This window comes from Desulfuromonas sp. KJ2020 (assembly GCF_024197615.1).
Classification (GTDB): Bacteria; Desulfobacterota; Desulfuromonadia; order Desulfuromonadales; family SZUA-540; genus SZUA-540.
This window is the reverse complement of record NZ_JAKUKE010000003.1, coordinates 1,137,820-1,154,745: the sequence shown is the minus strand read 5'-3', so window position 1 is coordinate 1,154,745 and position 16,926 is coordinate 1,137,820. Positions and strand designations below refer to the sequence as shown.

14 protein-coding genes are annotated in these 16,926 nt (G+C 55.4%); 13 read left to right on the top strand and 1 reads right to left on the bottom strand.

Annotated features, from left to right (window positions below; genetic code table 11):
• Nucleotide 1 precedes the first annotated feature (1 nt).
• The 11 genes from MJO47_RS13775 (at nucleotide 2) to MJO47_RS13725 (ending at nucleotide 13,276) form a co-directional block, all read left to right on the top strand.
• Nucleotides 2-1,717 (top strand): N-acetylmuramoyl-L-alanine amidase, encoded by a 1,716-nt coding sequence (locus MJO47_RS13775; RefSeq protein ID WP_253961689.1) that lies wholly within the window; start codon nucleotides 2-4, stop codon nucleotides 1,715-1,717.
• A gap of 11 nt (nucleotides 1,718-1,728) precedes the next feature.
• Complete coding sequence (glnD, locus tag MJO47_RS13770) at nucleotides 1,729-4,437, top strand: [protein-PII] uridylyltransferase (RefSeq protein ID WP_371926686.1); 2,709 nt, start codon at nucleotides 1,729-1,731, stop codon at nucleotides 4,435-4,437.
• 30 nt (nucleotides 4,438-4,467) lie between these two features.
• Complete coding sequence (xerD, locus tag MJO47_RS13765; protein ID WP_253961688.1) at nucleotides 4,468-5,355, top strand: site-specific tyrosine recombinase XerD; 888 nt, start codon at nucleotides 4,468-4,470, stop codon at nucleotides 5,353-5,355.
• A gap of 55 nt (nucleotides 5,356-5,410) precedes the next feature.
• Nucleotides 5,411-6,625, top strand: a complete 1,215-nt coding sequence (locus MJO47_RS13760; protein ID WP_253961687.1) for a cofactor-independent phosphoglycerate mutase — start codon at nucleotides 5,411-5,413, stop codon at nucleotides 6,623-6,625.
• A gap of 177 nt (nucleotides 6,626-6,802) precedes the next feature.
• Nucleotides 6,803-7,045: a 4Fe-4S dicluster domain-containing protein gene (locus tag MJO47_RS13755; protein ID WP_253961686.1), complete on the top strand. Its 243-nt coding sequence runs from the start codon at nucleotides 6,803-6,805 to the stop codon at nucleotides 7,043-7,045.
• Nucleotides 7,046-7,119: 74 nt separating this feature from the next.
• Nucleotides 7,120-8,187 (top strand): 3-methyl-2-oxobutanoate dehydrogenase subunit VorB, encoded by a 1,068-nt coding sequence (locus MJO47_RS13750; protein WP_253961685.1) that lies wholly within the window; start codon nucleotides 7,120-7,122, stop codon nucleotides 8,185-8,187.
• Entirely contained in the window at nucleotides 8,187-8,939 is a 753-nt protein-coding gene (locus tag MJO47_RS13745; protein WP_253961684.1) for a thiamine pyrophosphate-dependent enzyme, read from the top strand. Before MJO47_RS13750 ends, MJO47_RS13745 begins: the two co-directional genes overlap by 1 nt.
• A 50-nt stretch (nucleotides 8,940-8,989) precedes the next feature.
• Nucleotides 8,990-9,538, top strand: a complete 549-nt coding sequence (locus MJO47_RS13740) for a 2-oxoacid:acceptor oxidoreductase family protein (protein ID WP_253961683.1) — start codon at nucleotides 8,990-8,992, stop codon at nucleotides 9,536-9,538.
• 89 nt (nucleotides 9,539-9,627) lie between these two features.
• Nucleotides 9,628-10,044 (top strand): DNA polymerase III subunit chi, encoded by a 417-nt coding sequence (locus tag MJO47_RS13735; protein ID WP_253961682.1) that lies wholly within the window; start codon nucleotides 9,628-9,630, stop codon nucleotides 10,042-10,044.
• Nucleotides 10,025-10,792, top strand: a complete 768-nt coding sequence (locus tag MJO47_RS13730) for a 16S rRNA (uracil(1498)-N(3))-methyltransferase (protein WP_253961681.1) — start codon at nucleotides 10,025-10,027, stop codon at nucleotides 10,790-10,792. The genes MJO47_RS13735 and MJO47_RS13730 overlap by 20 nt, the downstream gene beginning before the upstream one ends.
• Nucleotides 10,793-11,038: 246 nt before the next feature.
• Nucleotides 11,039-13,276 (top strand): GAF domain-containing protein, encoded by a 2,238-nt coding sequence (locus MJO47_RS13725; protein ID WP_253961680.1) that lies wholly within the window; start codon nucleotides 11,039-11,041, stop codon nucleotides 13,274-13,276.
• A 78-nt stretch (nucleotides 13,277-13,354) separates the two neighbouring features.
• Here the strand turns inward: MJO47_RS13725 and MJO47_RS13720 are convergent, their stop codons facing one another.
• Nucleotides 13,355-14,035 (bottom strand): DUF4114 domain-containing protein, encoded by a 681-nt coding sequence (locus MJO47_RS13720; RefSeq protein ID WP_253961679.1) that lies wholly within the window; start codon nucleotides 14,033-14,035, stop codon nucleotides 13,355-13,357.
• Nucleotides 14,036-14,681: 646 nt separating this feature from the next.
• On the opposite strand from MJO47_RS13720, the gene MJO47_RS13715 reads away from it, so the two are divergent.
• Entirely contained in the window at nucleotides 14,682-15,353 is a 672-nt protein-coding gene (locus MJO47_RS13715) for an ATP-binding protein (protein WP_253961678.1), read from the top strand.
• Nucleotides 15,354-15,361: 8 nt separating this feature from the next.
• Nucleotides 15,362-16,717: a sigma-54 dependent transcriptional regulator gene (locus MJO47_RS13710; protein ID WP_253961677.1), complete on the top strand. Its 1,356-nt coding sequence runs from the start codon at nucleotides 15,362-15,364 to the stop codon at nucleotides 16,715-16,717.
• Nucleotides 16,718-16,926 lie beyond the last annotated feature (209 nt).

Sequence of the window (16,926 nt, the reverse complement as noted above, 5' to 3'; positions counted from 1 at the left end):
CATGTTTCTTGTTCGAGGAATTCTTATCGCCTGTTTCTGTCTGTTGGCTGTCCAGCCCGTTTTGGGGCAGGATGCCGAAAGTGACTACCGCCAGGCCAAAGCCAGCTATCAGAAGCTGCTCGATTCCCGCCAGAAACAGCTCTATCGTGAAAACTGGCTGCGGGTTCGCAATCAGTTCGTGGCGGTCAAAGAGAAGTATCCGCGCCATCCCCGCGCCGCCGACAGCCTCTACATGGCCGGCAAGACATCAGAAGGCCTCTACCGTGTATCCCTGGTGGCCGCCGATGCCAGAGAGGCCGTTGCCTTTTACGATGATCTGGCGACCCTTTACCCGGAAAGCAACCTCGCCGACGATGGCCTGTATCTGTCCGGCACGATTCTCGAAAAAAATCTGGCGGAAGGCGCTCAAGCCTACCTTCGTTTTGCCCGACTCATCGAGCGCTATCCCCAGGGGGATATGGTGGCCAAGGCCCGCCCCAGAGTCCGGGAGCTGGCCCGCTATGCCACCAGTTCGCCGCCGCCCGCATTAAAACCGGCGACGTCCGAAACGGGGCCCCGCCAGCTGACAGGCATCCGCTTCTGGTCCAATCCCGACACGACCCGCATCGTCCTCGACCTGGAAGGATCAGCCAATTACGTGGTCAACCAGCTGCACGGCGACCCGCACAAACAGACAGCCCCTCGCATCTATGTCGATATCCTCGGTGCCAGTCCCTCACTGACCCTGAGCGACACGATGGACGTCAATGACGGCCTGTTGCGGCAGATTCGCACCGGCGTCCCTGCCCAGGGTACGGTTCGCGTCGTTCTCGATCTTAACAGTCTGAAGGATTACAAGGTTTTCTCCCTGGAAGATCCCTTCCGGATCGTGATCGATGTCGAGGCCGACCGTCAGACGGAAATCACGGCCAGTAAGCCGGTGGTCTCCGCCCTGCCGCCTTCCGCGCAGGACGGCATCGCCGGTATTCTGGAGCGAGCACCCGAGGAAAAACCCCTGCAGGTTCACATTCCCCAAGCCTCTTCCGGGCATGTGATGCGGCGTATCGTGATTGACCCGGGGCATGGCGGCAAGGATCCGGGTGCCATCGGTCCCTCTGGTGTTTTTGAAAAAGATGTCGTCCTTAAACTGGCCAAAGCCTTGAAAACCCGCCTCGAAAAGGATCTCGGCGTCGAAGTGCTGCTGACCCGTGATCGCGATATCTTCATCCCCCTTGAAGAACGGACGGCTTTTGCGAACAAGGTTGGCGCCGACCTGTTCATCTCCCTGCATGCCAATGCCAGCCCGAGTCGACAGGCGTATGGGATAGAGACCTACTATCTCAACTTTTCCAAAAACGATAAGGCCGCTGCCCTGGCCGCTCGTGAAAACGGCACCTCTTTAAAGGAGGTCGGGGATCTGGAACTGATCCTTTTTGATCTGATGGCCAACGCCAAAATCAATGAATCAAGCCGCCTGGCGGCGGAGATTCAGAATTCTCTGGTGAACGTGCTCTCAAAAAATTACAGCAAGGTCAAAGACCTCGGCGTCAGGCAGGGTCCTTTTTATGTGCTGTTGGGCGCCACCATGCCTTCCGTTTTGGTGGAAACCGCCTTTATCAGCAACAAGATGGAAGAATCCCGCCTTCTCAGCGACAAATACCGGGATCGCACGGTGGCCGCCATCTCCCAGGGCGTTCGCAACTATACCCGCTCCCTTAAAATGATGGCCTCGAACTGACAGGGCATAACGTGAAAATCGATCACTTCTTTACGCCTGAAATGCTGACCGACCCGTCCATTCCCTATGAAAAGAGGCGGAGCCTTCTGCTGGAGGCGTCGCGTCGGTACCTCGATCATCATCAGGCCAGAATTCGAGCCAAGCACGATGCGGGAGCTTCCGGGGCGTCGGTGGTCGGCAGTCTGACTTCCATGATCGACACCCTCATCCGCAATCTTTATCGCAGTGTTTCAGCGGATGTGCCCGAGAACCTCTTCGGGGCCTGCGTCCTGGTAGCCCTGGGCGGCTATGGCCGGGGTGAACTCAACCCGCGCTCGGATATCGACCTGATGTTCTTTTACAGCGGCAAGGACAAGGATTTTGCCGAAAAGATTTCTGAAAGAATGCTCTATCTGCTCTGGGATCTCGGCCTGGACGTCGGCTACAGCGTGCGGACCGACGCCGACTGCCTGCAGATGGCCGACAAGGATATCACCGCTCGCACAGCCCTGCTGGACTCTCGCTACCTTGTCGGGGATGAGGATCTCTACCAGGACTATATGCGAAAGGTCCTTGCCGTCGTCCTCAGCAGCAATACGGGGGATTTTATCCGGCAGAAGCTGGACGAGAACGCCCGCCGTCTCAAAAAGTACGGATCTTCCGTCTATTTGTTGGAACCGAATATCAAGGAGGGGGAGGGGGGCCTGCGGGATCTCCACGCCGCTTTATGGATAACCCGCGTCAAATTCAAGGCCCGCAATCTGCGGGAACTCATCATCAAAGGCGTTCTGACCGAGCGGGAAGGGGAAGAATTCGAAGCCGCTCTCGACTATCTCTGGCGCCTGCGTAATCACCTGCATTACCTCTCCAGCCGTAAAAACGAACAGATGCAGTTCGACAAGCAGGAAATGCTCGCCCAGTTCTTTGGCTACCGCGACAGCCGGCACGGCCTGGCCGTCGAGCAGTTCATGCAGGACTATTATTCTCAGGCCACCCGAATTGAGCACATCGCCTCCTCCCTTATCGCCAAGGCGACGCAGCAGGATGATCCCGGTTCGCGGATTCTTGGCTATCTGACCCGGCGCGTGGTCGATGACGGCTTTTATATCCTCCGTGGCGAATTGCGGCTGAGCGACGAAGCTCTTTTCGAACGGGATCCAGCCGCCATGATGAAGGCCTTTCTGCTGTCGCAGCGGCACGGGGTTCCGCTCAACATCTCCGTCAAAGGGCTGATTCGCGACAACCTCCGGCGGCTTAACGACAAGGTGCGGCGTACTCGGGCCATCAATGAGATGTTTCTGGAGATTCTCCGCAGTCCCAAGGGGGTGGCGGAAACGCTGCGGGATATGCACCACCTGCAGTTTCTCAACCGCTTTATTCCCGAGTTCGGTCGCATCTACTGCAAGGTTCAGCACGATGCCTACCACATCTATACCGTCGATATTCATACGCTCTTTGCCGTTGAAGAGGTGACCAAAGTCTGGCAGGGGGTGTACCGCGAGAAGAAGCCGGTTCTCACCCAGGTGGCCAACGACATCGAAAAACGCGAGCTATTGCTTTTGGCCGTGCTCTTTCACGATATCGGCAAAGGGGAGGGTAAGGATCATTGCAACAAGGGCGCCGATATGATTCCCACCATTGCCCGGCGCCTTGGGCTGAACCGTGAGGACAGCCGCCGTCTTGAATTTCTGGTGCGCAATCACTTGAAGATGGCCCATATCTCGCAGCGGCGCGACCTGCATGACGACCGTCTCATCCTCGATTTTGCCCGCAGTATGGGAATGAGTGAAAACCTGCGCATGCTCTACCTGTTGACCTTTGCCGATATCAAGGCGGTCGGACCGGATGTCTGGTCCGAATGGAAAGGGTTTCTGCTGCAGGAATTGTACGAAAAAGCCTATATGGTTCTGGAAAGGGGCGATTTTCAGTTGGAAAAACGCTCGGAAAAGGTGCGCAACCGCAAGCGCAAAGTGCTCGCCCTGCTCCAGGACGATTACGATCCCAAGGCTATAAGGGATGCGCTGAAAACCATGAGCACCCGCTATCTGCTGTCTTACCGCTCCGCGGAGATCGCGGCGCATCTGCGTCTCTCCTTCAGCCGTCAAAATAAGGCGCTGGCCTTGCAGGTGGAGCACGTTCCCGAGCAGGAATACAGCCAGGTGACCATCGCCACCCTCGACGTTCCCGGCCTTTTTTCCAAGATTACCGGGGTTATGGCCGCCAATAACATCAACATCCTCGGCGCCCAGATCAACACGCGCAGCAACGGCATCGTCCTCGACATTCTGCAGGTGCGGAGTTCGGCCGGCACCATCATCGCCGATGAAGCCAAGTGGCGGCATGTCGAGGAGGACCTGGCCGCGGTGCTCGAAGGGCGAGTCAAGGTCGATACCCTGGTGAAAAAGATGCAGCGCCCCAGCTTCCTGACGGAAAAAGCCCGTCCCCGTATTCCGACCCGGGTGGAAATCGACAACCGGGCGTCACAGGAGTACACGGTCATCGACATCTATACCCACGACAAGGTCGGTCTGCTTTATGACATTACCAAGACGCTGAAAGAACTGGGGTTGTACATCGGCGTCGCCAAGATCTCCACCAAGGTCGATCAGGCGGGAGACACCTTTTACGTGCAGGATATCTTCAGTCAGAAAATTTTGCAGGAAGACAAAGTGGCCGAAATACGTCAGAAACTTCTCCTGAGCCTGGACGGCGAGAATCCGTCAGAAACGACGCCGCAATGAGGCGCCTGGCAACAGACAGGCAGTGAACCCATGGAACAGAACGTCGATCTTTTTCTCAGTTACCTGTCGGTAGAACGCGGTCTGGCCGCCAATACGCTGGAGGCCTATGGCCGCGACCTCGTTCGTTATGTCGATTTTCTCGAAAAAGAAGGCGTTCGCACGGCGGACAGCGTGACACCGCCCATGGTCCTGCGGTTTCTGGCCCGCCTCAAAGAGGGGGGCCTTTCCGCCCGCAGTCGCGCCCGCAGTCTGGTTTCGGTGCGCATGTTCCATAAATTCCTGCTGTCCGAAGGCATCTCGAGCCTCAATCCGACCTCCCAAGTGGAGGCGCCCCGCAGCCTGCAGTCACTCCCCCACACCCTCAGCCCCCGTGAAGTCGAGCGACTGCTGGCGGCACCTGCCGGTGATGAACCGTTGGCTCTGCGCGACCGGGCCATGCTGGAAATCCTCTATGCTACCGGTCTGCGGGTATCCGAGCTGGTCGGCTTGACACTGGGCGATCTCCACCTGCAGGTGGGGTACCTGATGACCCTCGGCAAGCGCAGCAAACAGCGTATTGTCCCCCTGGGCGAGACCGCCATCGCCGAACTGCGCCGCTATCTCAGTCTAGGGCGCCCCTTTCTGGACAAGGAGGAAAAAAGCCCCTTTGTTTTCCTCAACCGGTTCGGGAAGGGGTTGACACGCCAGGGCTTCTGGAAGATTATAAAGCGCCGTGCGCTGGAGGCAGGAATTACTAAAAATATCATGCCTCACACGCTCAGGCACTCTTTCGCCACCCATCTGCTGGAAAATGGCGCGGATCTGCGTTCGGTGCAGACCATGCTCGGTCACGCCGATATTTCAACCACCCAGATCTATACCCATGTCACCCGGGAGCGTATCAAGAAGATCCACGAGCAGTTCCATCCCCGGGGATGAGCCTTGCTGTGGAGCTTTTCCCTATCTATTCAGTGCATATGATTGAGAGGAGTTTATGAAGTACGTCGTATTGCTTGGCGACGGTATGGCCGACGAGCCCCTGGAAGAACTTGGCGGCAAAACCCCGCTGGAACATGCCCAGACCCCCCGGATGGACGCCCTGGCCAAGGCTGGCCAGCTCGGTCTGGCCGAGACGATTCCCCCGGGATTTCACCCCGGCAGCGATGTCGCCAATCTGTCCGTCTTCGGCTACGACCCGTCCCGCTGCTACAGCGGCCGTTCACCCCTGGAAGCCGCCAGTATGGGGGTGGAGTTGGGGCCGCAGGATGTCGCCTTCCGTTGCAACCTGGTTACCTTGACTCCTCATGCCGGCCGCATCTACATGGGCGATTTCTCCGCCGGCCATATCACGACGCCGGAGGCCACTGAACTGATCCGTTCCCTGCAGGAAGAACTGGGCGATGAGGAGTTCCAGTTTTATCCGGGCGTTTCCTACCGGCACCTCATGGTGTGGCGCGGCGGTAAAGATAAGCTGAAATTTACCCCGCCCCACGATATCAGCGGCCAGAGCATCGAGAACTATCTGCCCGAAGGGGAGGGGGCCGACAAACTCATCTACCTGATGACCTCGTCCCAGCTGCTGCTCAAAAACCATCCGGTCAACCGTCAGCGTGGCCTCAACGGCCAGGAAGCGGCCAACTCCATCTGGCTTTGGGGGCATGGCCGAGCGCCCTCCCTGCCGACCATGGGCGAAAAATACGGCATCAGTGGCGCTGTTATCTCGGCGGTGGACCTCATCAAGGGGATCGGCATCTATGCCGGTCTGGACATTATCAATGTGCCCGGCGCTACTGGCTATCTTGACACCAATTACCGAGGGAAGGCCGAATACGCTCTGGAGGCGCTCAAGACCCGCGACTTCGTCTATCTGCATGTGGAGGCTCCCGACGAGGCCGCCCACGCCGGCAGCCTCAAGGACAAGCTTCAGGCCATCGAGAACTTTGACCGCGAGGTGGTCGGGCGCGTCCTCGACGGGTTGCCGGCACTTGGCGATTTCCGCGTCCTCGTGCTCCCTGATCATCCCACGCCTGTGGCCCGGATGACCCACACCTCTGACGCCGTGCCTTTTATCCTCTATTCGTCCCAAGGGGAATTTTCGCCTTCCGGGCAGGCTGAGGGCTATGGCGAGAAGGCTGCCAAGGCCAGCGGCCTCGTTGTTCGCCAGGGACACCAGCTTATGGATCATCTCGTCCGCGGTAAAAAGTTCTGAATCCAGGCCGTCTGCCGGGGATTAATCCTGCCGGCGCCTGTCTGTAAATGGTTGTTGTAGCAGGTACTTATGGTTTAAAGGTCTGGCATTTTCCGGTGACTTTTTGATTGACGGGGGAAGAGAGCTTTTGGTAAGTTCGCCCCTTTCATAAAAGTATACGAAAGAAGGATTGGTATCGTGCCCAAAGTCGTTATAGATGAATCGCGCTGCAAAGGCTGCGGCCTCTGCACCATCGCCTGCGCCAAGGGACTTATTACCCTGAGCGACAAGTTGAACAAGATGGGTTTCCAGCCCGCCGTCATGACGCCCGAGGCCCTGGAGGCCTGCACTTCCTGCACTCTGTGCGCCCAGATGTGTCCCGATGTGGCCATCACGATTTACCGGCAGGTAAAAACGGATGGTACCACCACCAAAGCTTAGAACGATTTATTCATACGGCTTGCCGACCCTGACAGACCCTGTCCGGGGACCAGCCGATTCTGGAGGAACGGATTTTGTCTAACCGGCTTTTTGTCAAAGGAAACGAGGCCGTCGCCATGGGGGCGCTGGAAGCAGGTTGCCGCTATTATTTCGGCTATCCCATCACGCCGCAGAGCGACATTCCCGAATACATGTCCCGCGAGCTGCCGAAGCTCGGCGGTGAGTTCATTCAGGCGGAAAGTGAAGTGGCTTCCATCAATATGCTTTTGGGGGCCAGTGCCTGCGGCGTCCGCGCCATGACCTCGTCGTCGAGCCCGGGGATTTCCCTCAAACAGGAAGGGATCTCCTACATGGCGGGCAGCGAGCTTCCCGGCCTTATCGTGAATATCTGCCGCTCCGGCCCCGGTCTTGGCGGCATCGACGCCTCGCAGGCCGACTATTTCCAGGCGGTCAAGGGGGGAGGGCACGGCGGCTACCACATCCTCGTCCTGGCGCCTGATTCGGTGCAGGAGATGTACGACCTGAGCATGCTGGCTTTCGACCTGTCCGACCGCTATCGCATTCCGGCCATGCTTCTGGGGGACTCGGTGATCGGGCAGATGAAAGAAGCGCTGATCCCTCACCGTTACCAGCCTGCCGACCTGCCCGCCAAGGACTGGGCCGTGGCCGGCAAGGGCGAGCGCGGCAAACAGAACATCGTCAAGTCGCTTTATCTCGGCGATGGCGAACTCGAAGCTCACAACTGGCGCCTGCACAAGCGTTACGATCTGCTCAAGCAGAATGAGGTCCGTTACGAAGGCACCGGTTGGGAGGACGCCCAGCTGTTGGTCACCGCCTTCGGTTCCGCCGCCCGTATTGCCAAGACGGCTATCCGCATGGCTCGGGCCGAAGGGCTCAAGGTCGGCCTGCTGCGGCCCATCACCCTGTTTCCCTTCCCTGAAAAGGCCTTCCTGCAGGCGACCGCCACGACCAAGCGCGTGCTCTGCGTCGAGCTCAATGCCGGGCAGATGGTCGAAGATGTGCGGCTGTCCGTGGCTCGCGATGCCGATGTCTTCTTCTACGGCCGTCCTCCCGGGGCGGGATCGCTGCCGACGCCGGAAGAACTGCTTGAGCAGATTCGCAAAAACTACGAGGAAAAATAATGACCACCGCACTAAAAAAGGTTTTTGATCGCCCTGTTTCGCTCAAGGATGTGCAGACCCATTTTTGTCCGGGTTGTCACCACGGCACCATCCATCGCCTGGTGGCCGAAGCCATGGATCATTTTGATGTGCAGAACCGCACTATCGGGGTGGCGTCCGTCGGCTGCAGCGTCTTTTTGTACGGTTATTTCGATATCGACGTGGTTGAAGCGCCCCACGGGCGGGCTCCGGCCGTGGCGACCGGTGTCAAGCGGGTTTACAAGGACAAGATCGTCTTTACCTACCAGGGGGACGGCGACCTGGCTGCCATCGGCACCAGCGAGATCATCCACGCGGCCAACCGCGGTGAAGGCATGACGGTCATCTTCGTCAACAACACGACCTACGGCATGACCGGCGGCCAGATGGCCCCCACGACCCTGCCCGGCCAGAAGACTGTGACCTCCCCTTACGGGCGCGATGTCGGCAGCGACGGCTACCCGATCCGCATGGCCGAACTGCTGGCCAATCTGGAAGGAACGGCCTATTCGGTGCGGGTGTCGGTCAACTCGCCCAAGAATATTCTGGAAGCGGGCCGGGCCATCAAGAAAGCTTTCGGCTACCAGGTGGAGAATCGTGGGTTCTCCTTTGTCGAAGTGCTTTCCGCCTGCCCCACCAACTGGGGGATGAACGCCCTGAAAGCCAACGAGAGGGTGGGCTCCGAAATGATTCCCTATTTCCCTCTGGGTGTCTTTAAGGAATCAGACCGTTAATTTGTTCTGCCCGCATCTGGCGGACAGGTGCTTAAACTTCAGGTGTATCTATGACATACGATGTGTTTATGGCCGGCTTCGGGGGCCAGGGAATTCTTCTGGTCGGCAATCTGCTCGCTTATGCCGGCATGATTGAAGAGAAAAATGTCAGTTTTTTTCCCGCCTACGGCGTGGAGAAACGCGGCGGTGCGGCGACCTGCACCGTGGTGGTTTCCGACCACGAGGTTGGCTCCCCGGTGATCGGTCACCCCGCGTCGCTGCTGGTCTTCAATCCCTTGGCTATGGAAAAATATTTTCACAAAGTCGCCCCGGGCGGCTTCTGTCTGATCAACTCCTCCCTGGTCGAAGAAGAGGGGGAGTCGCGCGACGATCTCGATATCATACGCATTCCCGCCAGTGAGATGGCCGTCGACGTCGGCGATCAGCGCCTGGTCAACATGGTGATGATCGGCGCTTATGCCCAGAAAACGGGGATTGTTTCGCTGGATAGCCTGAAGGAAGCCCTGAAATCCGTGTTGCCCGAGCGCAATCATCGTTTTATTCCCATGAATGTTCAGGCTATTGACGCCGGTGCGGCCTTCGTGGAGGCTCACCGTTGAACACGGGTATTTCGTCGCATTATGTGATTTTTTAATGCCAGGCCGGGTTTATCCCGGCTTTGTGCGTTTGGCAGCAGGAGGGTGGCGCCATGCCCACAGTCGAGTTTGTCCAGCTCAGAAAACCAGAAAAAGCCAAACATCTCTGTGAACTGGCCGAAGCTTTTTTCGACCGAGGCTACAGGGTTCTGATCACTGTGAACGATGAGAACCAGGGGGTCACGCTCGATCGCTTCATGTGGACCTGGAAAAAGGGCTCATTCATCCCTCATGCCTATGACAATGGCGCCGTGGATTGCCTGGACGAACCGGTGGTGATCGGGCAGTGCGAACGCAACCCCAACGGCGCCCGCGTGCTCATCATGGGAAAACCCTGCAGCACGGATTTTGTCCGACAGTTCGAACATGTGATCGATTTTGCCGAAGTGTACGATGACCAGCTGCGCGAAGCCTCGCGAGAGCGTTTTCGCCTGTTCAGGGAGGCCGGTTTTGCACCACGAATGCGTTAACGGCGGTGGTTCGGACAGCCTGTTTTATCTTGATGAGGTGCCTGCTCTCGAGCAACCTCTGCCTCTGGGTGGCTCTGTCGTGACGGCCCTTGAGGCCTGGCAGGCGCGACCGGGGGAAATCATCACCGTCGTTGACCCCCAGCAGACCTTTTACCGGGCCCGTCTTGTTTCTATTGAGGGAGAAAAGGCCACCGTTGTGCCTTTTCAGCCAATGCCCCGCGCCATGGAGAGCCCAGTCGATATCGAGGTCTATCAGGCCTTGCCTGAAAAGGAACGATTCGAACTCGTTCTGCAGAAACTGACCGAAATCGGTGTTTCCCGTATTGTCCCCTATACCAGTGCTCGCTCCATCACCCTGCCTGAGAGGGATGCCGGTCAGAAAAAATCCCATCGCTGGCCCGAGGTTATCGTGCGCGCCGCCAAACAGTGCCGGCGGGCCCGCCTGCCCGAACTCTTTTCTGTCCTGTCCTGGGACCAGGCGACCTATTACGCGCGGCAGACCGAACTCAAGCTGCTGCTCTATGAAGGGGAGGCGCCCTGGAGCCTCCAGGAAATCCTGCGAGAGAGTCGACCGGCAAGCGTTTCGCTCCTCGTCGGACCCGAAGGCGGGTTCTCGCCGGAAGAGGTGGCCGAGGTCCGGGATCTCGGTTTTCTGCCTGTTTCCATAGGGCCGCGGATTCTACGTACCGAGACGGCCGCCATTTTAGGTGCTGCCCTGGTGCAGTATGCCGTAGGGGATTATCGCTGAAGCCGTAATGGCCGTATGGATGCACGGCAATGGCGTCGAAATATTTAACAGTTGGGCCAGACCGTTTCCAAAAAAGTGATACATCGGCAGGTTAGGCCATGGTATGTATTTTGCTTTGTTTGAGCAAAGGTGTTTCTATCCTTTCACCCATGGAAAGAGAAACTCTCGATGCAAACATTGCCAGAAGACATACCTTACGTACCTGGATTAGCCAGAGAGGATTTCTCCTGCGTGGACGATAATTCCATGTGTGACAAAAAGCTGTCGATTCTTAAGGAAATATCCAGTGCTATTCTGGTCACAGACAACATTAATACCATAGGTCACCTTATTCTCGATCTGGCCATGGATTACCTGCAGGCCGAGAAAAGCTCCCTGATGATGGCCAACAGCCATCAGGAACTCTATATCCTCTGCTCCCGTGGAATCGATGAAACTCTGGCGCGGAAATACCGGGTCAAATTCGGCGAGGGGATTGCTGGTTTTGTCGCGCAACAGGGAGAGCCTGTCCTGGTGGCTGATATTGCCGATGATTCACGATTTACGGGGATACCGCGGGATCGCTATCGGACACGTTCCTTTATCTCCTGTCCCGTCATGGGCAAAGGGGGCGTCCTCGGGGTTCTTAATATTAATGATAAAAGGGATGGGACTCCTTTCAGCGAGACCGAATTTGCTCTAGTTAAAATTCTGGCCGGTCACGCTTCTATTGCCCTGAAAAATGCCTTCCTCGTCAATCAGTACAAAAACAAGGCGACGGAACTGGAAGAAGTCAACCGCAAGCTGATTGATGCTGATGTTTCCCGTACTGAATTTCTTACCCGCATGTCCCACGAACTGCGCACCCCACTGAACTCCATTAATGGGGCTGTCTACCTGCTGAAAAGCGCGCCACATCTCGAAGATGCGCAAAGAAGCGAATTCTACGAAATTATTAATCACGAAACCTCCAAGCTGATCTCTTTTGTTGAAAAGCAGCTGGATTTTCTGCGGCTTCAGGATGAAAGCAGGGTGCTTAAAAAATCGGTTATCAACCTGCAGGATATTATCCGGGAAACCTTCAACTCCCGCATGCTGCAGGCAGTCTTCGGCAAGCGGAGCCTGAAGTTTGAGCTGGTTTTGGATCAGACCATTTCAGAGATTGTAGGGGACAAGATTCTTGTCAGTCAGATGTTCATCAACCTCTTTGAGGGAATCATCTCCCATCTGAAGGTAGGCAGCACGATTCGCATCTCCGCTCATGAAAACGATGCCGTGCAGCTGGTTATCCAGACGAGCAATCCTCTTCCCGATTATGTCGTCCGTAATTTTTTCCACGCCAAGAATTTTTACTTTGCCGAGAAGGCTGAAGAATACACCAAATTATATCTTGCCTTGAAAGCAGCTGAAATCCACGGCTGGCGCATGCGGGGAGACAATGTTGATAACACCTTTGAGCTGGTTCTTGAGATCCCCCGAGGATCCTCCCAGAAGGCTTCGGCAACCATTGCCAACAGCCTGGATATGGCCCTGGAGTTTGCGGCCGAACTTCTGGGCGTCAACACCGGATCATTGATGCTCAACGATGAGTTGACCGGAGACTTGGTTATTTCCAGCGCCATTGGTCTCAACGATGACATTATCAAAAAGACGCGGATTAAACTGGGGGAGCAGATTGCCGGTTGGGTCGCCAGCGAAGGACAACCCTTGCTGGTCCGGGACATTGAATCGGATCCGCGTTTTAATAGGAAGAATATCGATAATCAATACAGCTCCAAATCGCTTCTATCCGTCCCCTTGAAGGCGAATGATCTGGTGCTTGGCGTGCTTAATTTAAGCAACAAGAAGTCCGGTCAGAGTTTTGAAGAATCGGATCTGAAAGTTGCTTCTCTTTTGGCTGCGCGAATTTCCCGGTTAATCGGTAGACTGAATGCGGATAACGCGACCGAAGAAGATCTGTTGCGTATCATGGCTTCTCTGGATGCCCTGCTGCAGGCCGAACGCCACTACACCAAAAAGGGCAGCCGGTTGCCACAGCTGGTGCAGCGCCTCATGGGAGCTCTATCGGCCAGCGAGGAAGACTGCACCTTGGCCCTTTATGTCGCCCGGGTATTTGACCTTGGCCTCGCCTTGATCGACAGGGATGTTCTAGAAAAGAGCGTACCCTTTTCGTCCCTGGAGAAAACGACAGTCAAAGGACACCCCTTCACCGCCATTAATCTTATTGAAGAAATAGAGCCCGACCCCGATGTTCGGAAGATTATCCTGCATCATCACGAGCACTTCGATGGCAACGGCTATCCGGACCGGATGAAAGGCCGCCATATTCCCTTTCTCTCGAGGGTTCTTGCCGTCGCCGATACTTTCTGCGCGCTGACGGAAAACAGGGCCTATCGTAAGGCCTTATCGGATGCCGAGGCGCTGGCCGAGATAAGGGAACAGGCCGGTCTGAAATATGACCCTCAGATCGTAGCCGCGCTGGAGAGCATTGTCGGGGCGACCTGAAAATGATTTTTAGCGTAAAAAAGGGCAGTGCGATSATCGCACTGCCCTTTTTTACGTTTTGATTTTGAGCTGTATCCTTTAGCTTCTTGCTCTGCGATAGATTCCCAGTCCGACAAGGCCAAGTCCCAGAAGCAAGAGGGTGCCTGGTTCGGGAACGGGAGCCGGTGCGACATCCGTCATGCCGACGATCATGTCGTTGTAGTCGGCATCGCCATTGTTCCAGGTATCTTCCATGGCAGCGTACAACGTAGCTCCAAAGAGATCACCAGCACCGGGGGAGGTGTCGAAGATAAGAAAGTGGTCCGCACCGTCAGAGTTGAGCAGTGACTGGGAGTAATAGGTGATGCTGTTGGCGGTAAGAAAAAGACCAAAAGTTCCGTCGATGTAAGCCATGTCTCCCGAGGTCGTGTTTGTAACTGTTCCGGCCCCCAGGTCGAAGGTCAGGACGGTAGCCGTCGTTGGGCTGTCGGCGCCGGAAAAAACAATAAGTCTATCCAGGACACTGATTACTCCCTCGGCGTTCACCTGGTATTCGTAGATGCCGAAAACGTTACTCGAAGCCCAGCCCGCATCTTCTATGCGCAAAAATGCTGTCGAACTGTCTGCTGTGCCGTCTGTGTCGGTCAAGACAACAGTTTCGGCTCCTGTATCGTAGTAGTCAACTCCATTTGCGGTCAAAATCTGATTGCTGAAACTCAGCGCGAGAGCGCCGGCGGGAAAGAGAACAACGAGCATCATGATGAGCAGGTGTTTTTTCATGTTTCCTCCTGACTGTTTTCAAATGACATTTGCCACAAAAATAAAAAAGGGGCACATTATGCTTAGCGAAGACCTAAGCAAGTTGTTTGCCAGTTTGTAAATAATTGAAATTAAATAGAAAAATAATCAGGGGATTCTGTGTGTAAAAAATATCGACAAAGTCTGCCCCCTGGTGGCGTGTCTGAGAGGATCGTTCGGCTTGAAGCTTACTGTTTTAATGATAAAATGAGTCCGCATTGATTCTTCACTTGGACATGCTTTTCGGGTAAGGAATTTCGACACATTTTTTGCGGAAGCGACTATGCCTAGCTACCAATATCTGGTCGGCCCGGACCTCCGTATTGTTACCTGTCAGAATAAACAGGGCGCGTCCTCTGAACAGGCGATTCCCGAACCTGGCCCGCTGTATTTCCACCATCTCCCGCGGCTTTTTGTGGAGGGGGAGGATGCCGTAGCCAGGGTTTTGGCTACTCGAAAATCCCTTACCCTCAAAAATTATCCATTCAGCTGTCCCCATATATCTTTTCCCCTAGATGCCACGCTTACCCCCGTCCTGGATGACGCGGGCGAACTTACAGGCGTGTCGATTGCCCTTCACCTTGAACACGAATGTCCCTATTTTTTCAAGAGCACTGAATGTGAGCACTTGATCGACCTGGGAAAGACGGCCTCAACACTGTCTCACGGCGTTCGCAATCCATTGAATGCCATCAAAGGCGCGGTGGTCTATCTCAAGGACAAGTATGGGGAGGAAAAAAATCTGGTCGAATTTACTGAAATTATGGAAGAGGAAATTCTGCGGCTGGAAAAGTTCATCAGCAGTTTCCTTAGCACCACCTTCGATGATCTTGAAAAACGCCAGATTGAACTCAATCGCATCCTTAAAAAAATTGAGACCTTTACCTCTCTGCAGACCGCGTCCATGCCGGTGACCTTGTCATTTCGTTACGGGGAGGTTGGCGCCCTGCGGTTGAATCCTTTTCAGGTGGAACACGCTATTCTCAATGTCGTCAATAACGCCATTGCCGTTCTCAAACATCAGGGGGGGAGTATCACCGTAGAGAGTCGACGCGAGAAGAGAAGCGACGGCGAGTTTGCGGTGATTGAAGTTATTGATGATGGGCCCGGCATGCCGGAGAAAATCATCCACTCCCTTTCGCGTCCACAAAATTCCACCGCCAGCAAGTCAGGCAAGGGATTTGGTCTTTTTCTGACCCTGGAAGCCATGCAGTGCCATGGCGGTTTTCTTGATATTCAGCGTCTTTCGCCCAAGGGGACCTCCGTCAAAATGGGGTTCCCCCTGGAAATCGGTGAGTGACTGATTCAATGAGCCAAGAATTCTGTGGACATGTTCTGGTGGTTGACGACGAGGCCAATGCCCGCAGGGTTCTTTCCGCCATTCTCAGCGAGGCCGGATATCAGGTGGCGGAGGCCGAGTGTGCCAGGGATGCCAAAACCGTATTACGTTCACTGGATGTCGATGTGGTGATCAGCGATGTCCGGATGCCCGAGGAGGACGGCATCGAACTTCACGACCATATCAGTGAACACTATCCTGATATCCCCGTCATTTTTCTCACAGCCTACGGTGACGTGGAGTCCGCGGTCAGCGCCATGACCAAAGGGGCCTTCTATTATTTCGTCAAGCCTCCCAATTACGCGGACCTCAAAGGTATTCTGTCCCGCGCCGTGGACCAGCGCCGGCTAAAGCGTGAACTTCAGCTGCTACGGGAAAAACTTGGAGAAGAAAATCGGCGATACCGGATTATCGGGCGGCACCCCGAAATTCGGCGGATTTTTGAAACCATCGAATCAATCAAGGATTCAGAGAGCAGCGTGCTGATCACCGGCGAAACCGGGACAGGTAAAGAGCTGGTAGCCCGGGCCTTGCATTTTGAGGGGAAGAGGGGGGCAAAACCCTTTGTGGCTGTCAACTGTGCAGCCATTCCCAAAGACCTGATAGAATCCGAACTCTTCGGCCATGAAAAAGGGGCCTTTACCGGGGCCTCCAACCGCCACATCGGCCGTGTCGAGCAGGCTTCCGGCGGGACCCTGTTCCTTGACGAGATAGGCGAGCTCGATCTTTCCATGCAGGCCAAACTTCTGCGCGTTCTGCAGGAAAAGGAAGTTGACATTCTCGGCAGCAGCAAAAAAGTAGCCGTCGATTTCCGGCTCATTTCCTCTACCAACCGCGACCTTGAATCCGAAGTTAAAAAAGGACAGTTTCGCGAGGATCTCTTTTATCGTATCAATGTCGTTCAGCTGAAAGTTCCATCCCTTCGACAGCGAAGGTCGGACATACCTCTCCTGTCTGCCGAATTCGTCAAAGAGTTCTGCCGGCGGGAGAATAAGCTGCTGACTCTTTCCGCGCGTGTTCTCGAGGTGTTTCAGGATTACACCTGGCCTGGAAACATCCGTCAACTGCGAAACGTCGTCGAGCGTGCGGTCGTTCTGGCCCGCGGGCGGGAAATCACCGTGCGGGAATTACCCAATGATCTCTTTACCCTCCACCCCTCGTCGGAAAAAGAAGAACCCAGTAAAACAATCAAGGAGATGGAGGCGCAGGCTATCGTTGATGCTTTGGATGCCTGCGGCGGTAACAAGTCCAAGGCCGCAAAAATGTTAGGTCTTTCCCGAAAAGCCCTGTACAAGCGTCTGCACGATTACCGGATTCTCAGCTGACCCTCATACGGCCCGGAACGGTTTTCCCCTTTGTTCCTATCTTCTTCTCTCTTTCCTCTCTTTTGATCCCCCTACTGTATCCATTCGAAACACTTGAATTACGCAAAAACAGGTGCTTGGCCTCGTTGTTTCGATTCGATACAGAAGTTGGATACTCCTTGTTCCCTTAGGGCACACCCGACGTCTCTATTTGGTGATCCGGCAAAAAA

Coding starts and splice junctions, on each gene's coding strand:
- MJO47_RS13725 (WP_253961680.1), top strand. CDS start 11,039: ATGTGTGACAAAAAGCTGTCGATTCTTAAGGAAATATCCAGTGCTATT.
- MJO47_RS13760 (WP_253961687.1), top strand. CDS start 5,411: ATGAAGTACGTCGTATTGCTTGGCGACGGTATGGCCGACGAGCCCCTG.
- MJO47_RS13710 (WP_253961677.1), top strand. CDS start 15,362: ATGAGCCAAGAATTCTGTGGACATGTTCTGGTGGTTGACGACGAGGCC.
- MJO47_RS13745 (WP_253961684.1), top strand. CDS start 8,187: ATGACCACCGCACTAAAAAAGGTTTTTGATCGCCCTGTTTCGCTCAAG.
- xerD (WP_253961688.1), top strand. CDS start 4,468: ATGGAACAGAACGTCGATCTTTTTCTCAGTTACCTGTCGGTAGAACGC.
- MJO47_RS13735 (WP_253961682.1), top strand. CDS start 9,628: ATGCCCACAGTCGAGTTTGTCCAGCTCAGAAAACCAGAAAAAGCCAAA.
- MJO47_RS13775 (WP_253961689.1), top strand. CDS start 2: ATGTTTCTTGTTCGAGGAATTCTTATCGCCTGTTTCTGTCTGTTGGCT.
- MJO47_RS13720 (WP_253961679.1), bottom strand. CDS start 14,035: ATGAAAAAACACCTGCTCATCATGATGCTCGTTGTTCTCTTTCCCGCC.
- MJO47_RS13740 (WP_253961683.1), top strand. CDS start 8,990: ATGACATACGATGTGTTTATGGCCGGCTTCGGGGGCCAGGGAATTCTT.